At 59.0% G+C, this 15,857-nt stretch carries 17 protein-coding genes; 12 read left to right on the forward strand and 5 right to left on the reverse strand.

Annotated elements, in window-relative coordinates; all coding sequences use genetic code 11:
- Nucleotides 1-395: 395 nt before the first annotated feature.
- Nucleotides 396-998 (forward strand): thiamine diphosphokinase, encoded by a 603-nt coding sequence (locus DWV48_RS05325; RefSeq protein WP_233546180.1) that lies wholly within the window; start codon nt 396-398, stop codon nt 996-998.
- Between the two features lie 110 nt (nt 999-1,108).
- Here the strand turns inward: DWV48_RS05325 and DWV48_RS05330 are convergent, their stop codons facing one another.
- From DWV48_RS05330 to DWV48_RS09095, 5 genes are all read right to left on the reverse strand, one after another.
- The gene (locus DWV48_RS05330; RefSeq protein WP_118653795.1) at nt 1,109-1,876 is read right to left on the reverse strand and encodes a phosphotransferase family protein; all 768 of its coding nucleotides are present in this window, start codon (nt 1,874-1,876) and stop codon (nt 1,109-1,111) included.
- Between the two features lie 107 nt (nt 1,877-1,983).
- On the reverse strand, nt 1,984-4,632 hold the full coding sequence (gene adhE / locus DWV48_RS05335) for a bifunctional acetaldehyde-CoA/alcohol dehydrogenase (RefSeq protein WP_118653796.1): 2,649 nt from the start codon (nt 4,630-4,632) through the stop codon (nt 1,984-1,986).
- A gap of 320 nt (nt 4,633-4,952) precedes the next feature.
- Nucleotides 4,953-5,141: a 50S ribosomal protein L28 gene (rpmB, locus tag DWV48_RS05340; protein WP_006721280.1), complete on the reverse strand. Its 189-nt coding sequence runs from the start codon at nt 5,139-5,141 to the stop codon at nt 4,953-4,955.
- A 299-nt stretch (nt 5,142-5,440) separates the two neighbouring features.
- Nucleotides 5,441-5,872: a hypothetical protein gene (locus DWV48_RS05345; RefSeq protein ID WP_118653797.1), complete on the reverse strand. Its 432-nt coding sequence runs from the start codon at nt 5,870-5,872 to the stop codon at nt 5,441-5,443.
- Between the two features lie 30 nt (nt 5,873-5,902).
- Nucleotides 5,903-6,583, reverse strand: coding sequence for a hypothetical protein (locus DWV48_RS09095; protein WP_147352845.1), 681 nt, complete (start codon nt 6,581-6,583; stop codon nt 5,903-5,905).
- Between the two features lie 268 nt (nt 6,584-6,851).
- Between DWV48_RS09095 and DWV48_RS05350 the strand changes: the two genes are divergently transcribed.
- The 11 genes from DWV48_RS05350 to rnc all read left to right on the forward strand — a co-directional run bounded on the left by DWV48_RS05350 (nt 6,852) and on the right by rnc (nt 15,849).
- Nucleotides 6,852-7,205, forward strand: a complete 354-nt coding sequence (locus tag DWV48_RS05350; RefSeq protein ID WP_199588904.1) for an Asp23/Gls24 family envelope stress response protein — start codon at nt 6,852-6,854, stop codon at nt 7,203-7,205.
- 53 nt (nt 7,206-7,258) lie between these two features.
- A complete protein-coding gene (locus tag DWV48_RS05355) occupies nt 7,259-8,917 on the forward strand; it encodes a DAK2 domain-containing protein (protein ID WP_118653798.1) in 1,659 nt (552 codons plus the stop codon).
- Nucleotides 8,918-8,929: 12 nt separating this feature from the next.
- Nucleotides 8,930-11,113, forward strand: coding sequence for an ATP-dependent DNA helicase RecG (locus DWV48_RS05360; RefSeq protein ID WP_118653799.1), 2,184 nt, complete (start codon nt 8,930-8,932; stop codon nt 11,111-11,113).
- Nucleotides 11,110-11,682 carry a 16S rRNA (guanine(966)-N(2))-methyltransferase RsmD gene (rsmD, locus tag DWV48_RS05365; protein WP_118653800.1) on the forward strand — a complete coding sequence of 191 codons (573 nt, stop codon included), beginning with the start codon at nt 11,110-11,112 and terminating at the stop codon, nt 11,680-11,682. Before DWV48_RS05360 ends, rsmD begins: the two co-directional genes overlap by 4 nt.
- Nucleotides 11,683-11,689: 7 nt before the next feature.
- Nucleotides 11,690-12,187 carry a pantetheine-phosphate adenylyltransferase gene (gene coaD / locus DWV48_RS05370; RefSeq protein ID WP_118653801.1) on the forward strand — a complete coding sequence of 166 codons (498 nt, stop codon included), beginning with the start codon at nt 11,690-11,692 and terminating at the stop codon, nt 12,185-12,187.
- A 78-nt stretch (nt 12,188-12,265) separates the two neighbouring features.
- A complete protein-coding gene (locus DWV48_RS05375; protein WP_118653802.1) occupies nt 12,266-12,766 on the forward strand; it encodes an ATPase in 501 nt (166 codons plus the stop codon).
- Between the two features lies 1 nt (nt 12,767).
- Nucleotides 12,768-13,319: a DUF177 domain-containing protein gene (locus DWV48_RS05380; protein ID WP_118653803.1), complete on the forward strand. Its 552-nt coding sequence runs from the start codon at nt 12,768-12,770 to the stop codon at nt 13,317-13,319.
- 102 nt (nt 13,320-13,421) lie between these two features.
- Nucleotides 13,422-13,601 (forward strand): 50S ribosomal protein L32, encoded by a 180-nt coding sequence (gene rpmF, locus DWV48_RS05385; RefSeq protein WP_039910269.1) that lies wholly within the window; start codon nt 13,422-13,424, stop codon nt 13,599-13,601.
- A gap of 75 nt (nt 13,602-13,676) precedes the next feature.
- On the forward strand, nt 13,677-14,693 hold the full coding sequence (gene plsX, locus DWV48_RS05390) for a phosphate acyltransferase PlsX (RefSeq protein ID WP_118653804.1): 1,017 nt from the start codon (nt 13,677-13,679) through the stop codon (nt 14,691-14,693).
- A gap of 178 nt (nt 14,694-14,871) precedes the next feature.
- Complete coding sequence (locus DWV48_RS05395; protein WP_118653805.1) at nt 14,872-15,120, forward strand: phosphopantetheine-binding protein; 249 nt, start codon at nt 14,872-14,874, stop codon at nt 15,118-15,120.
- A gap of 3 nt (nt 15,121-15,123) precedes the next feature.
- Complete coding sequence (rnc, locus tag DWV48_RS05400; RefSeq protein WP_118653806.1) at nt 15,124-15,849, forward strand: ribonuclease III; 726 nt, start codon at nt 15,124-15,126, stop codon at nt 15,847-15,849.
- Nucleotides 15,850-15,857 lie beyond the last annotated feature (8 nt).

Genomic DNA, 15,857 nt, shown 5'->3' on the forward strand with positions numbered 1-15,857 from the left:
GTATGGCGTTCTGCCATGGACCAACGATAACGTCTCGGGCTCTCGGCAAACGCAGGTCGATAGATGAGGACGCAGATGGCTCTGCGTTCGTCCACACACTGCGGCGCATGTGGAACCGGTGACGTACCTACCGTACCACTTGCACATCATAAAGTGTACAAAAATACCGTCACTGGCATGATTCGACCCCTAGATGAAATGAGTAAAATCATCCTTGACAGACGCCGTTGGAGCGTGAATGAAATGATGGGTTATATAATGTATCGATTTGTCGCCCTTTGGGCGCCGGGAGGTGAGCGTGCTCAATGGGAGTGCGGTTTGCGTCAAAGATTACCGAGGATTCGCTTTCGTACACGCTGATTGTTGGCGGTTCTCCGGAGGCAACAGGGGCTGAAATGCTGACAAGTCTCGCGCAGTCATGCGCGCACGTCGTCGCTGTCGACCGTGGCCTCGATTCCCTCATCTCAGCTCATGTCCCCTGCGACCTGTTTTGCGGCGATGCCGACTCGGTGTCCTCGTTTGGACGAGATCAAGTACAGGCGGCTTTGTCAGGCGCTGAAAGTCTGGTTGGCGAAGTCGAACGGTATGACCCGTATAAGGACTATACCGACTTGTCCCTCGCCCTTCGCGCTGTAGAGGGTCGTTGGGGTTCCGCCCCCATTCTCTGCACGTGCCTGTCTGGTGGCCGGACTGATCACGCGCTCGCGGCCCTTGGCTGTGTTGCCAGGTGGAAAGCGCCTATCGCTTGGATAGAAGATGCGTATTCCGCTCGCTTGCTCAAGGCGGGCGATTCTTGGGCTTTAGACGAATGCGAGGGCTCTACGTTTTCATTCGTGCCCCTGAGCCCCTCTGCGGTCGTCTCGGAAGAGGGGATGGAGTGGACACTGGACCATCGTCGTGTACAGCTCCTTGAGGATATTGGAATATCAAATGTTCTTCACGCAGGGGCTCGCATCATCTGCCACGAGGGCCTTATAGCCGCCTACCTCATCCGCTGACGTTGGATGACGTTTTTGGGTTGGTTTCGTCGACATCGACATAGGCAAAAGGGTCCCCGAGCAAGCTCGAGGACCCTTGGCCTGACGCCGTATGCGAAGGTGGTTGGGCTTTAGCCCTGGTAATCCACAACGTCGATCCAGCTCATGAGGAACTCGTCGTTGACATCGGTGCGCTTGCGAGAGAGCTCGGCTGCGGCAACGATGGACATCCACTGGCGGACGACCTGCATCGGGACGTCGGCGCGATCGCAGTAGAGCTCGAGGTAGGCATCGGCCTGCTGCTTGTCGGTGAGCGCGAAGAGCAGGTAGGTCATTGCGGCATCGGCTGCAGGAGAGCCCTGGGTGGCATGGGCCCAGTCGCAGACATAGAGCTGACCGTCCTCAGCCACGATCACGTTGCTGGGGTTGAAGTCGCCGTGGCAGATCTGGAACTCCTTCTTCATGCCATCGAGGCGCTCCATGAGGTTGTAGCGCGTGGTGGCGTTGATGTGGGGAAGGCCGTTGATCATGCGGGCGTACTTGTCGCGCTGGCGGTTGAGCAGCGGGGAGCGGTTGCTGTGGATCTCGACTTGAAGATCGACGAACTGCTCCAGATATTCGTAGAACTTGGAGGGCTCGGCGGCCATCTTGTCGGCAAGCGTGACGCCGGGGACCTTCTCAGTGAGCAGTGCCCAACCGGTGCCCTCGACCTCGGAAACTTCGAGAGGTTTGGGGGTGCGGATGCCAGACTCGGAGATGCGGGCGAGGTTCAGGGCCTCGTTGAAGACATCGGATGCGGGCTTGTTGGTGTTGAACACCTTGGCGATCTTGTCGCCGAGGTCGTAGACCTTCTTGTTGGAGTGCTCGACGAGCACGGTCTTGGACTCGGGAAGAATCATGGCGCTACCGTCCTTTCTCTTAGGTCTTGCACCATCGTAGAACGCCCGGGGCGCCGCTCGGCCGAGAATGGCGCGAGCGGCGTATATTGGGCGGGAAACGGGCGTGCCTACAGGACGGCGTAGTCCTGGGGCTCGCGACCGTAGAAGGCGTCAAGGTAGAGCTCCTTGATTTCGCTCATGAGCGGGTAGCGCGGGTTGGCGCCGGTGCACTGGTCGTTGAACGCCTGCTCGACCATATCGTCGAGGGTCTCGAGGAAGTAGGCCTCGTCGACGCCGTAGTCGGCGATGGTCTTCTTGACGCCGATGAAATCCTTGAGCTCCTCGAGCTTGACGATGAAGTTCTCGAAGACCTCCTTGTCGTCCTTGCCCTCGACGCCGCAGTAGCGGGCCATCTCGGCGTATGCGGCGAGCGCGTTGGGGTAGGGGTACTGGGAGAAGGTGCCCATCTTGACCGGGGCCTCGGCGGCGTTGTAGCGCATGACGCGGGTCAGGATGACGGCGTTGGCGATGCCGTGGGGCAGGTGGTGGAAGGCGCCGAGCTTGTGGGCCATGGAGTGGTTGAGGCCCAGGAAGGCGTTGGCGAAGGCCATGCCGGCCATGCAGGAGGCGTTGTGCATCTCCTCGCGGGCATGCGGATCCTTGGCGCCGTTCTCATACGAGCTGGGGAGGTTCTCAAAGACGAGCTTAGCCGCCTTCATGGAGAGACCCTTCGTGTAGTCGGAGGCCATGATGGAGACGTAGGACTCGATGGCGTGGGTCATGACGTCGATGCCGGAGGCAGCGGTCAGGCCGCGCGGGGCGGTCATGCAGTTGTCGGCGTCGACGATAGCCATGTTCGGCAGCAGCGCGTAGTCGGCGAGCGGCCATTTGATGCCGGTGTCCTTGTCGGTGATGATGGCGAACGGCGTGCACTCGGAGCCGGTACCCGAGGAGGTCGGGACGGCGACGAAGTAGGCCTTCTTGCCCATCTCGGGGAAGGTGAAGATACGCTTGCGAATGTCCATGAAGTCCATGGCCATGTCCTCAAACTTGCACTCGGGGTGCTCGTACATCATCCACATGATCTTGCCGGCGTCCATAGCGGAGCCACCGCCGACGGCGATGATGACGTCCGGCTCAAAGAGAGCCATCTGCTTGGCGCCACGACGTGCGCACTGCAGCGACGGATCGGGCTCGACGTCATAGAAGCAGTCGTGGGCGATGCCCATCTCGTCGAGCTTGGCCTCGATGGCGCGGGTGTTGCCGTTCTTGAAGAGGAACTGGTCGGTGACGATGAAGGCGCGCTTCTTGCCCATCACGGTGCCGAGCTCGTCGAGCGCGACCGGCGTGGAGCCCTTCTTGAAGTACACCTTCTCGGGAGCACGGAACCACAGCATGTTCTCGCGGCGCTCTGCCACGGTCTTGACGTTCAGCAAGTGCTTCACCCCAACATTCTCGGAGACGGAGTTGCCACCCCAGGAGCCGCAGCCCAGCGTGAGGGACGGCTTCATGCCGAAGTTGTACAGGTCACCGATGCCACCCTGGGAGGACGGGGTGTTGATGACGATGCGGCAGGCCTTCATGGTGTCCTCGAACAGGGCGATCTTCTCGGCCTGCGCAGGGTGCACGTAGAGGGAGGCTGTGTGGCCGGGACCACCGGCGAGCACGAGGTGCTCGGCCTTGTCGACGGCCTCCTGGAAGGACTTGGCCTTGTACATGGCGAGGACGGGGGAGAGCTTCTCGTGAGAGAACTCCTCCTTCTCGGGGTCGGTGGAGGTGACCTCGGCGATCAGAATCTTGGTCTTGGCGGGAACCTCGATGCCGGCGAGCTCGGCGATCTTGGCGGCGGGCATGCCGGGGATGCGGTGGTCGAGCGCGCCGTTCTTGAACATTGCGCCACGCAGGGCCTCCATCTCGGCGCCCTTCTTGACGAAGTAGCAGCCGCGACGGGCAAACTCGTCCTTGACCTCCTTGTAGACGGACTCAAGAACGGTCACGGACTGCTCGGAAGCACAGATCATGCCGTTGTCGAAGGTCTTGGAGTGAATGATGGAGTTGACGGCGAGCTTGATGTCGGCAGTGTCGTCGATGATGACGGGGGTGTTGCCGGCGCCGACGCCGAGGGCGGGCTTGCCGGAGGAGTACGCGGCCTTGACCATACCAGGGCCGCCGGTAGCCAGGATGATGTCGACATCTGCCATGACCTTATTGGTAAGGTCGATGGAGGGGACGTCGACCCAGCCGATGATGCCCTCGGGCGCGCCGGCCTTGACTGCGGCCTCCAGGACGAGCTTGGCTGCGGCGATGGTGCACTTGGCGGCCGCCGGGTGCGGGGAGATGATGATGGCGTTGCGGGTCTTCAGGCAGATAAGGCACTTGAAGATCGCGGTGGACGTGGGGTTGGTGGTGGGGATGACCGCACCCACGATGCCGATGGGCTCGGCAATCTTGGTGATGCCGTAGGCATCGTCGCGCTCGATGACGCCGCAGGTCTTGGTGTCCTTGTACGCGTTGTAGATGTACTCGGCGGCGTAGTGGTTCTTGATGACCTTGTCCTCGAGAACACCGCGGCCAGTCTCCTCGACGGCCATCTTGGCCAGCGGGATGCGGGCCTTGTTGGCTGCCATCGCGGCCTCGTAGAAGATCTTGTCTACCTGCTCCTGGGAGTAGGTAGCAAAAATCCCCTGGGCCTCGCGCATAAGCTCGAGCTTGGCCTCAAGGGATTCGATCGAATCTACGACTTCGGGGGCGGCGGCAACGGTAGGTTTCTTCGCCATACTGCTCTCTCCTTTACGAGAAGCGGGTTTACCCAACGACTTGTACTGTAGCGTAATGAAGCGTTCCAATAACGTGAATGGTAGAAATTGAGCCGTAAACGGTCGAATGAAACGCTTCAATTGCGGTGGAAGACAAGATTTGTGGTGAGCACGTGTCAGAATTGTGATGATCGAAACGCTTCAAATAGTATGATGCACTTCAACATGTGCACGGAAGGTGCGACGTAGGAGGAAGCGACTTCTCGTGAGAAAGAAAGGCGCCCCGGGATTCCGGAGCGCCTGATGCTTGCAAGCAAACGTTTGTCCAAAGAGGGGAGTGCTTAGGAGCGAGCCACCTTCTGGGCCTTGAGGCAGCTGGTGCACACGTTCATCTTGCGACGCACGCCGTTGACGACAACGTAGACGCGCTGGATGTTGGGACGGAACTTACGATTGGAGACGCGGTGGGAGTGGCTGATGGAGCGACCAGCAACAGGGTGCTTACCGCAGATTTCGCAAACTTTGGACATGTCAGTGACCCTTCTTAGGCGACCCGATTCGAGGTCGCGTGAACAAACAGCAATGAACTATACCATAGGAGGCGTCTTATGTGGGAAATCTTCACATAGGACAAATTCTGCGCCGCTATTACGACTCCGCAACCGGTCGATGGCATCTTAGCGGCAATGACTGACTCCTAATCGGTGCACTTACGAGTGCAATCTCTAATACACGATCCATTGCTCCATGCCTTGTCTTCGTCTAAGGATTGCCCAGTTGTGAGTGCGCATCAACTTGGCAATCAAACAGTCTCCTGCACGTAACAGAGTCATTTGTTATAGGTTACACGGGAATTGGCAATCTTTTCGTACGGCATATAAGTTCTACCGTCTAGCGATATGAAGATCAGCCCATCTTCATTGCTGGTATATGCAACATGGACTGTCGCATAAGGTTCACCGTCGTCGCTAGTCAACAGGTATATGTTCGGGTCACCAGTATTTGAAGTAACACCTTTTGTATAGCTGTCTTCTTCCGTTCGAGCCGCCCATGTTGTGAATTCCGTGTTATCGCTTCTTTCGAAGTATATGGATTGGCTCAAAGAGGATTCGTAAGCAAATGTTCCGGTTATATCAAAGCCTTCTTCCATTCTGTGGCACAGTTGACTTCTGGCATGCTTTTCGCCAATATACAACACCATTCCAATGGTCAGACATACCACGAGCGCTACAACGATGATTTGGAGAACGTGCTTTCTCATGCCGGGCTCCATTTCTGAAGGTGACATGATTTACGCGTTAACTACTTTGAAGTCACGTCCAGTGACTTCAGGATACGAGTGCAGGTGCGCGTAGACGCTTCTATTTCCATAGGCATCGATATAGTACGTGGTGTATGGTGTTGATGCATATTCAATATTTGCTTTTACCTTTTTTCGTCCCCCAGCAGGGATATTAACGATTATGCCAGGTGAACTTACGGCGCGAGCAAACGACATTGACACCCCAACAGCTCCGCCAAATGACAAGGGGAAGCTAAATGAGACTCCAACTGATGGCCCTCCTGTGAGTTCGACGTAGATGGAGCCTCCATTAGAGAAACTGTATCCATTCGCGGGTTGCCCACCTACAAATTGATACCCACTATTTGCATAGGTTACCGGGCCGTAAACATTCTCGTAGTAGGGGCGTCCACGGGCTGCTTTCGAATTACCAATGCTTTCGTTAAGCGACTGAATTAACTTATCCCCTTCCTTTTTTGCCTGCTCAAATATAACGGCCTCAAGTTCAGACCTAGCCAGATTGGCATGACCCTTAACGACAGCCAAACGACGGGAGTTGTTCGATGCCGAAGGAAGCGGAGCGTCCGATGCGTAGAGCGTGTCTGGAATAAGCATTGAGCCTGAAATGAGCCCCGCCGCCGCCAGCACCGATCTCCGTGTCAAGCTTGCTTCCCGAACGTTGACGTTCATAGTTACTCCCTTCCATTCCGAAGCAATTGGGCGCGCCTCTCTTATTACAAAACTACCCACTAAAAATGCGGCCTAACTACTCGATTTCGCCAATCGGCGAATGGAGGGTAGCTCGGGGCAATCGGCATACTCCATCTCTGTACAAATATCGTCGTTCACCCGCTTGCAGTAATTATGTTTCGACCGTACGCGGTGGGAAGAGATATACAATATTCCGATATGAATGCTCAGACCGCCTCTCTTGGAGTGCGTGCGGAAGGAGAATCCCATGACTGAACCGATCGCCGGGACCTTGAACGTCTCGAACGAGGTTATTGCCGATATCGCCGGCTACGCCGCCATGTCTTGCTACGGTGTGGTGGGTATGGCCGAGCAGCTGCAAGGCGCCGAAAGCGTGCGTCTGCTTGCCGGTCAACGCCTGCGCAAGGGTGTGTTGGTCACCGCCTCCGAGGATGGGCTCACGGTCGACCTCCATGTGGTCATCGAGGCCGGAGTCAACATGCGTTCCGTCAGCGAGAACCTCGCGAGTTCGGTCTCGTTCACTCTATCGGAGATCGCGCAGATCGATCCGGCCCAGCTCAAGATCGCCATCCACATCGACGGGATGAAATCCCGCCTCTAAGGTGCGCATTGTTCGCACAGACCTGCATTCACGAGACGAAAGTACCAGTAGAGATGATTGCAAAGACCATTCGCACCTGTTTTCCCATCGCGGTCGCGGCTGTCGCCGACAAGGCCGAGGAGATCAATAAGCTCAACGTGTTTCCCGTGCCCGACGGCGATACGGGCACCAATATGTCCCTTACGCTCCAATCTGTCGTTAAGGAGCTCGCGGCGCTTCCGGTCGACGCCGATATGGAGGTCATCGCCGGTGCCATCACCCATGGCTCCCTGATGGGGGCCCGCGGCAATTCCGGTGTCATTACTTCGCAGATTCTTCGCGGTGTCGCTGAGGGACTACACGATGCCGGAGAGCCCGTCGATGCTTCTGACATCGCCTCCGCATTCCGTCGTGCCGTCAAGGTTGCCTTCCAGGCCGTGCGCAAGCCTATTGAGGGCACGATCCTGACCGTCCTGCGGGATGTCTCCACTAAGGCGGACGAGTGCGAGAAGCGTCGTCTGTCCGTTGAAGAGACCCTCGATGCTCTGGTGGTCGAGGCCTATCAATCCGTCGCCCGTACGCCTGACCTGCTGCCCGTGCTCAAGGAGAACGGCGTGGTGGACTCGGGTGCGTTCGGCTTCGCGATCTTCCTCGAGAATTTCGTTGCCGCCGCCCTTGGGCGTACATCTAAAATCGAGGATTTTTCCGCGACCTTCGATGCTGATTCCGCCCGCGCCGGCGCCCTCGATCGCGTGAAGATCGAGGCGAACGACGACTGGGAGGGCTCCGAGTTCCGGTATTGCAACGAATTCCTCTTCAAGGCCGAGAAGCCCTTTGATGAGGATGAGGCTCTCAAGTTCCTCGGCTCCATGGGCGATTGCGAGCTCCTGGTGGGTGCCTATCCCGACTACAAGGTCCATGTCCATTCCAACACTCCGAACCTCGTGCTCGAGCACATGCTCCAGTTTGGCCAGATCTACGAGGTCTTCATCCATAACATGGACCTTGAGGTCGCCGAACGCACGGCGAAGATTCACGCCGACCAGGACGGTGCCGCCGAGCCCGCAAAGCCCCTTGGCTTCGTTGCCGTCGCCGCCGGGTCCGGCGAGGCGGAGATCCTCGAGTCCCTCGGCGTGGATGTCGTCGTTTCCGGTGGGCAGACGATGAACCCCTCCACCGCGGATCTGCTTGATGCCGTGGCGCGCGTGAATGCCGAGGCGGTCATCATCCTTCCTAACAACGGCAACATCCGCATGGCGGCGGAAGCTGCTGCAAGTGCGTGTGCGGACAAGAAGGTCTACGTCGTTCCCACCAAGACCGTTCCCCAGGCGTTCTCTGCGCTGTTCGCCGTCATGCCCGACGCTCCGGTCGAGGAGGTCGTCGAGGCCATGACCGAGGCTAAGTCCGAGGTTCGAGACGGTGAGGTCACCCGCGCGGTTCGCGACAGCCAGGCATCTGACGGTACGCCCATCCAAGACGGTGACGTCATGGGCATCATCTGCGATTCCATCGACATCGTCGGGTCTGACGTCAAGCAGGTCACGCTCGATTGCATCAACCGTATGATGGACGATGAAGAGGGCGACGCCCTGACCATCCTTGCCGGCGAGGAGCTTGACGACGAGGCCTTCCAAGAGATTATCGATGCCATTGAGGAGGCCCAACCCGACCTCGAGATCGACGCCCATCGCGGCGAGCAGCCGTTGTATCCGATCATCTTCTCCATCGAGTAGGCTTCATAGGAGATGGCAGACGTTTGCACCGTGTCGCGGGTCTCGGCCCGTCTTGCACGGACCTGTTCTGTGTCTGAGGACATCTCACGTTTGAAATATGTCTCGGGTGCGAGAGAGGAGGCCCTTCGCAGGCTCGGTATCGAGCGGGTGGGGGACCTCCTTCTACATATTCCGTTCAGGTATCTCGATTTCACTCATGCATTGTCCATTGAGATGGCACCGATCGGTGAGGTCTCCACGATTGTGGGCACCGTGGATTCCGTCGCCAACCGCCCCACTTCCAAGCGCGGTATGATCGTGACGGAGGTGTTCCTCGTCGATGCCTCGGGCGTCCTTAAGATCGCGTTTTTCAAACAACCTTGGATCGCGCGGGAGTTTGCGGTGGGGGATCGTGTGGCGGTTATCGGCAAAGTCGAGTTCGCCTATGGATTCAAGCAGATGACGTCGCCGCAGTACGAGCGGATTGAGGACGGGGGCGCGCAGGGTGCCATCCTCCCTGTGCATCGTGTTTGCGACGGCGTCTCTCAAGCCTGGATGCGCCGCTTGACATCGGTGGCCTTGGAGCGTGTCGGCGTCTTTTGCGATCCGGTTCCCGTTGGGTTGCGTGCGCGGCGTCGCCTGATGTCGCTCTCGCGCGCGGTGCGCTGCGCCCATTTTCCTCGCATCGTGCCGGAAGTCGACCTCGCTCGTCGCAGGTTTTCCTACGATGAGCTGCTCTATTTACAGTTGGCCCTGCGTCTGCGCAACGATACCAACCTTTTGGGCGTCCGCTCCATTCCGCATCTTGTGGGCGAGCATGTCGCGGCCGTGCGCGCAGCGCTTCCCTTTGAGCTTTCGAGTGAGCAAGACGTGGCGGTCAACGAGATCTTGGACGATATGGCGCGGGGCGATCGCGTGATGAATCGGCTCTTGCTCGGCGATGTGGGAACGGGCAAGACCGCCGTTGCGTGCTGTGCGCTCGGAGCCGTTGCCGACTCGGGCACCCAGGCGTGCGTCATGGCGCCCACGAGCGTCCTCGCTCGTCAATATGCCGTCAAGAGCGGACCTATCTTGGAGCGCGCTGGAATATCGTGGGGCCTCCTTACCGGCTCCACGCCCGCCGATGAGAGATCGGTTTTGTTGGACCGTCTGCGTCAGGGGGAAATCACGGTTTTATTCGGCACGCATGCGGTGCTCGGGGACGACGTGACGTTCAAACGGCTCAGCCTTGTCGTCATAGACGAGCAGCATCGGTTCGGCGTGGGTCAACGCAATACGCTGAGGGCAAAGGGGCCTGGGGCAGATTTGCTGGTGATGACGGCAACTCCTATTCCCCGTACCCTCGCGCTCTCGGTGTACGGCGATTTGGACACGAGTGTCATCAGGCATCGTCCCGTCCCGGGGGCAGGCGTATCCACGCAGGTGCTGGAGAGCTCCAGCCGCGATCTTGCGTACGGCGCGCTCCGCGACAGCCTTGCGCGGGGCAGGCAAGCGTATGTGATCTGCCCGATGGTGTCGCCGCAAGAGGGGGCTGATGAACTCGAGGACGTGCCCGGACTTGAGATCGATGAACACGGGCGCGCCCGTCAGGCAGTGACGCTGCATGATGTTGAGTCCGAATGCAAGAACATGCGAAGGCTGTTGCCAGATGTGCGTGTGGAGATGCTCCATGGCCATATGCCCGCTCGCCGCAAAGAGGAGGTCATCGATGCGTTCCGATCGGGCGATATCGATGTGCTCGTTGCCACGACCGTCGTTGAAGTGGGCGTTGATGTTCCGAACGCCACGATGATGATCGTCGAGAACGGGGAGCGGTTCGGCTTGGCGACGCTTCATCAGCTGCGCGGTCGCGTGGGCCGTGGCCCTATTCCCGGCAACTGCATGGTGCTCACGGAGGTCCGGTCAAAGCGCGGCGTCCGGTCGCCCGCGCTCGAACGACTCGAGGCGCTTGCTCGCACTTCTGACGGCTTCGAACTTGCCGAGATGGACTTGCGTCTTCGTCATGAGGGCGAGATCCTCGGCCTGAGGCAGCACGGCGGGGTCTCACTTCGTTTTGTCGATTTAGACGCCGATGTCGATCTGGTCGAGTACGCTCATGATGACGCGGAGGAGCTCCTCCGGTATTCGCGAGATCTTACCGCTAAGGCGACGATGCCGTTGCGCCATGAGGTCATTGCGCGATACGGAGATGTTTTCAAGGAGGTCAGTGGAGGATGAGAATCGTCGGAGGAGAGTGGCGCGGACGGCCCATCGAGTCGCCCCGTGGGCGTGACATCAGCCGCCCCACGACCGATCGCGTGCGCGAGGCTATCGCCTCAATGCTGGAAAGCGCCCTTGATGGGGGCGTCGAGGGCTCCCGCGTCCTCGATGCTTTTGCCGGGTCCGGAGCCCTGGGGCTGGAACTCCTCTCACGCGGGGCGTCTCAAGTGACGTTCTTCGACCTCGATCGGGGTGCATCGGCGCTCGTGCAGCGCAATCTCGCCAAGCTTGGATGCGAGCGTGAGCGGGCGCGCGTTGTCGCCGGCGACGTGATTACGGCAGCGCGACGTGGCCGTATGCCCGGGGCTCCCTTCGACGCGGTGCTCATCGACCCGCCCTATGCACTGGGCACGAGCCCAGCGGAGAACCTCGTGAGCGCGCTCGCCTCCCGTGGCTTGCTGGCACACGGGGCGATCGTGCTCTTTGAAAGGATCTCGTCCACTCCTGCGCTTGTCCTCGAGGGCTTCGACACTCTTCGGGAAAAGCGTTACGGCCAGACCTGTATCGACCTCTTGAGATACCAGTGAGGAACCCATGACCAACACAATCCATCACGTGCTGGTGCCCGGCACCTTCGACCCCATAACGTACGGGCACATCGATGTCGTGCGGCGTGCCCTGAGGATCTGCCCCAAGGTGACGGTCGCCGTCGCCGAAAGCCTGGGCAAGAATGGGGTGGGGACCACCTTCACCCTTGCAGAACGCGTGGAGCTCGCGCGAACCGCCTTGCAGGGTCTCGAGGGCGTGGACGTCCTGCCGTTCACGGGCCTCCTGGTCGATTTCGCGGCTCAAGTGGGTGCCGGTGCCGTGGTCAAGGGCCTGCGTGCCATGACCGACTTCGAGTATGAGCTGCAGCAGGCGGATCTCAATTACCGTCTCGATTCCGACCTCGAGTCCATTTTCGTGATGAGCTCTCCTGAATACGGTTATCTTTCGAGTTCGGTCGTGCGCCAGATCGCTTCGTTTGGCGGGGACGTATCGGAGTTCGTTCCTCCCTGCGTCGCCAGTGCGCTGAAAGGGCGTTTTTCATAAACTACCTGCCGCAATAGTTGAAACGTGCATATGTGGTACCATAACGCGTTAGAGTGAAACAGCAGAAAGGAGCCCTTCATGCCGGTCGAGAACCTCCCGGGTGAGCGCATCGAGAGCCTTGTCGATGAGCTCGAGGGCATCATCGAGGAAGCGCGTCCTCCGTTCGGCAAGGGCGCCCAGCAAAAGATTATCGAGACCGATGTCTTCTTCAACATCCTCGATGAGATTCGCATGAGCTATCCCGAGGAGTGGCAGAAATCCCGTCGCATCCTTAAAGAGCGCGAGGAGTTGCTCGCCAGTGCCGCCGCTCAGGCTGATTCCATCATCGCCGATGCGCAGCAGCAGGCGCTCACCATCGCCTCTGAGCAGGAGATTGTGCGTTTGGCCCAGCAGCAGGCGGACGACATTCGCGATCGTGCCAACCAGTACGAGCGCGAGACCCGCTATGCTGCGGAAGATTACGCTGAGCAGGTGTTCACGCACCTTGAGGAGAATCTTAAGTCCCTCACCGGTACGGTCGCCCGTTGCCGCCAGCAGATAAACGACAGCGCTGCCCAGAACCAGAACCAGGGCTGGTAACATGAGCTGCCTTGGTTCGGTTATGGTCGATTTGTCGGACAAGCTCGAGAATCCCGGTGAGTCCTATTCGTTTGCCGGTCATATCGACGCCGCTAGTTATTCGGTGGGAGACAAGGACCTTGCCTTGCCGCATGGCGCGTCGTTTGACGTTGTGTTCACGAACGCGGGCGACGGTATCCTGGTCACTGGCATGGTGCGAGCTGAGGTGACGGGCGCGTGCGATCGCTGTCTCGAGCCCGCATCCTTTGAGGTCGCCGGTGAGATCGAGGAATACTACCTGTTCGAGGAGCCCGAGGATCCCGAGGACTATGAGGACGGCTTTGAGCTTATCGGTCATGATCGAGTCGTCGATCTTGGCGATGCCATCTCTGATGCCGTGGTCATGGATACGCCGTTCGTCGTCTTGTGCCGCGAGGATTGCCGGGGGTTGTGCCCCACATGCGGTGCGAACCTGAACGAAGGCGACTGTGGATGTGCAGATGCTGCTCAAGAAGCCTGGGTTGCATCGGACGAGAATCCCTTCGCCGCGTTAAAGAATCTCAAGCTCGATTAGTCGCCTATTCGTTTTTTGATGTTTTGTGTAACTCGGTGAATTCTGTTATTATCGTTGCTTGCGCGTAATCGCCGCCAGTTATGAGTTGTAAGGAAGGTCAACATGCCAGTACCTAAGCAAAAAAAGGGTCGCGCTAAGACGCACTCTCGTCGTTCGACGAACATGAAGATCAACGCTGCTTCCCAGTCCACCTGCCCTCGTTGCGGTGCTGTGAAGCTCCCGCATCATGTCTGCGGCAACTGCGGTTTCTATAAGGACCGCGAGGTCATCGTCGTCGAGTAAACTCGACTGGCGGTTACGTTGAGTTCATTATGGCCGGCTCCTAGAGTCGGCCATTTCTCTATCGGGGGGAACATCATGGATAAGGTTCGCGTGTGTGTTGATGCCGTCGGAGGCGACGAGAAGCCCGAGGTTGTGCTTGCCGGCATCGAGGCCGCGCTTGAGGCCGATGCGGACCTCGAGGTGCTCGTTGCAGGTCCCGAGGAGGTTGTTACGGGGTTCTGCTCTGCGCATGATCGAGCGGAGGCTCTCGTCGCGCCGGAGGTCATCACCATGGAGGATGACCCCATACAGGCAGTCATGACTCGTCGTAGGTCCTCAATCGTTCTTGGTTGTCGTGCGGTGAAAAAGGGGCAGGCGGACGGCTTTTTCTCCGCAGGATCGACGGGTGCCGTCACTGCTGCCGGCACGGCATACGTCGCCCCTTTTAAGGTTGAGCTCGATGGTAGGCGCTCGGCGATTCGGCCCTGCCTTACCAACGCCTTGCCCAATCGAGCCGGCGGCCTTACCGTCTTGTGCGATATGGGGGCAAATCCTGATGTCGCGCCCATGGATGTCGTTCGTTTCGCTCAAATGGGCGCAGCGTATGCGTCTTGTGTGTTGGGTATCGATAGGCCGCGCGTTGGTCTCCTTTCCAACGGTACCGAGGATCATAAAGGGAGCGCGTTCACGCAGTCGTGTTTTCCCCTTATGGCCGAGAACGTCGTAGGCTTCGCGGGCAACTGCGAGGGGACTGACCTCACGAGTGGGCATTTCGATGTCGTCGTTTGCGATGGCTTTGCCGGCAATGTCGCCCTTAAGTCCATTGAGGGCGCGGCTAAGTTCATGATGCAGGAGCTCAAGAGCGGCCTCATGTCCTCGGTTCGGGGGAAGGTCGCCGCGCTTCTCATGAAGCCTGTTTTGCGTGGCCTCAAACGCAAGCTGAGTGGTGATGCGAAGGGCGGTGCGGTGCTCTTGGGCCTTCGCGGTGTGGTGATGATCGGTCATGGCGCCACGAGCGTCGAGGCGGTTAAGAACGGCACGCTTGCCTGTGCCGCCGCGGCGCGCCAAGGGCTCGTCGATCGCGTGGCCGATTCCATGGGGGCGGTGGCCTAACAATATCCCTTCGCCGTGCTCCCATGGCACGCAAAGCAGATGATCACTGGATCAAGGCGCCTCCGCTGACGGCGAGGGCGCGGCTTTGCTGTGTGTGCCGCCTTCGCTTAGGGTAAAATCATTTCCATATGTGGATGGACGACACCCGTGTGTCGTCCGAAGAGAAAGGGGCAGTGCCATGGCACTCGATCGCGCCGAGATCTTCGATAAAGTTTGCGATATCGCCGCCGACGTCCTCGGCGTCGAGGCCGGTGAGCTTTCCGAGGCCACCACGTTCGACGACCTCGATGCCAACTCCCTCGATCGTCTCCAGCTCGTGACCGCCATGGAAGACGAGTTCGACATTGAGATCGATGACGATAAGCTCATGGCCATCAACTCCGTCGCCGAGGCGATCGATGCCATCGAGCAGACCTTGGAGGCCTAGATCTTGTCCATTCGCGAGAAGCTCGATCGCGCGCAGGAGATCTGCGGGCATCAATTCAACGACATCTCGCTGCTGCGCAGCGCGGTCACGCATCCCTCAGCCGTTGAGGGGGAGCCCGTCTCGGCCTCGTATGAACGACTCGAGTTCCTAGGTGACTCCATTTTGGGCGCCGTTGTCGCCGTTTCCCTCTTTCAGACCTATACGGACTTTGACGAGGGCAAGCTCACGCGACTCAAGGTGTCCCTCGTCTCAGGCGCAACGCTTTCCGATGTGGGTCTTGAGCTCGGCATCGACAAGGTGATCATCCTGGGAGCCTCTGAACAGGGGACTGGCGCCCGCGGTATGCATTCCGCGCTCGAGAACGTCTACGAGGCCTTGGTGGGGGCACTGTACCTCGATGGCGGTTGGAGTGTGGCGGAAACATTCATCATGCGTACGCTCAAACCACACCTGGCGACCGAGCGCGCTGAGCACCCCACCAATCCCAAGAGCTTTTTGCAGGAGTGCGTGCAGTCCGATCACATGGAGACGCCGTCTTATAAGGTTGTTGGAGAAGAGGGGCCCGCGCATGAGCCCACGTTCACCGCAATCGCCTTGGTCGATGGTATCCGTCGTGGCCGCGGCACCGGTTCCTCGAAGAAAGAAGCGGAAGCTGCCGCAGCCCTCGATGCGCTTGATCGCATGGGATACACCACAAATGGCGTTATCCTCAAGAAGAAGCTCGGATAGCGAGGCCC

This window comes from Collinsella sp. AF08-23, assembly GCF_003479805.1.
In the GTDB taxonomy this organism is placed as follows: Bacteria; Actinomycetota; Coriobacteriia; order Coriobacteriales; family Coriobacteriaceae; genus Collinsella.

Excerpts from the sequence above, each read along its gene's own strand:
- DWV48_RS05325 (WP_233546180.1), top strand. The coding sequence starts at position 396 with ATGCTGACAAGTCTCGCGCAGTCATGCGCGCACGTCGTCGCTGTCGAC.
- DWV48_RS05330 (WP_118653795.1), bottom strand. The coding sequence starts at position 1,876 with ATGATTCTTCCCGAGTCCAAGACCGTGCTCGTCGAGCACTCCAACAAG.
- adhE (WP_118653796.1), bottom strand. The coding sequence starts at position 4,632 with ATGGCGAAGAAACCTACCGTTGCCGCCGCCCCCGAAGTCGTAGATTCG.
- rpmB (WP_006721280.1), bottom strand. The coding sequence starts at position 5,141 with ATGTCCAAAGTTTGCGAAATCTGCGGTAAGCACCCTGTTGCTGGTCGC.
- DWV48_RS05345 (WP_118653797.1), bottom strand. The coding sequence starts at position 5,872 with ATGAGAAAGCACGTTCTCCAAATCATCGTTGTAGCGCTCGTGGTATGT.
- DWV48_RS09095 (WP_147352845.1), bottom strand. The coding sequence starts at position 6,583 with ATGAACGTCAACGTTCGGGAAGCAAGCTTGACACGGAGATCGGTGCTG.
- DWV48_RS05350 (WP_199588904.1), top strand. The coding sequence starts at position 6,852 with ATGACTGAACCGATCGCCGGGACCTTGAACGTCTCGAACGAGGTTATT.
- DWV48_RS05355 (WP_118653798.1), top strand. The coding sequence starts at position 7,259 with ATGATTGCAAAGACCATTCGCACCTGTTTTCCCATCGCGGTCGCGGCT.
- DWV48_RS05360 (WP_118653799.1), top strand. The coding sequence starts at position 8,930 with ATGGCAGACGTTTGCACCGTGTCGCGGGTCTCGGCCCGTCTTGCACGG.
- rsmD (WP_118653800.1), top strand. The coding sequence starts at position 11,110 with ATGAGAATCGTCGGAGGAGAGTGGCGCGGACGGCCCATCGAGTCGCCC.
- coaD (WP_118653801.1), top strand. The coding sequence starts at position 11,690 with ATGACCAACACAATCCATCACGTGCTGGTGCCCGGCACCTTCGACCCC.
- DWV48_RS05375 (WP_118653802.1), top strand. The coding sequence starts at position 12,266 with ATGCCGGTCGAGAACCTCCCGGGTGAGCGCATCGAGAGCCTTGTCGAT.
- DWV48_RS05380 (WP_118653803.1), top strand. The coding sequence starts at position 12,768 with ATGAGCTGCCTTGGTTCGGTTATGGTCGATTTGTCGGACAAGCTCGAG.
- rpmF (WP_039910269.1), top strand. The coding sequence starts at position 13,422 with ATGCCAGTACCTAAGCAAAAAAAGGGTCGCGCTAAGACGCACTCTCGT.
- plsX (WP_118653804.1), top strand. The coding sequence starts at position 13,677 with ATGGATAAGGTTCGCGTGTGTGTTGATGCCGTCGGAGGCGACGAGAAG.
- DWV48_RS05395 (WP_118653805.1), top strand. The coding sequence starts at position 14,872 with ATGGCACTCGATCGCGCCGAGATCTTCGATAAAGTTTGCGATATCGCC.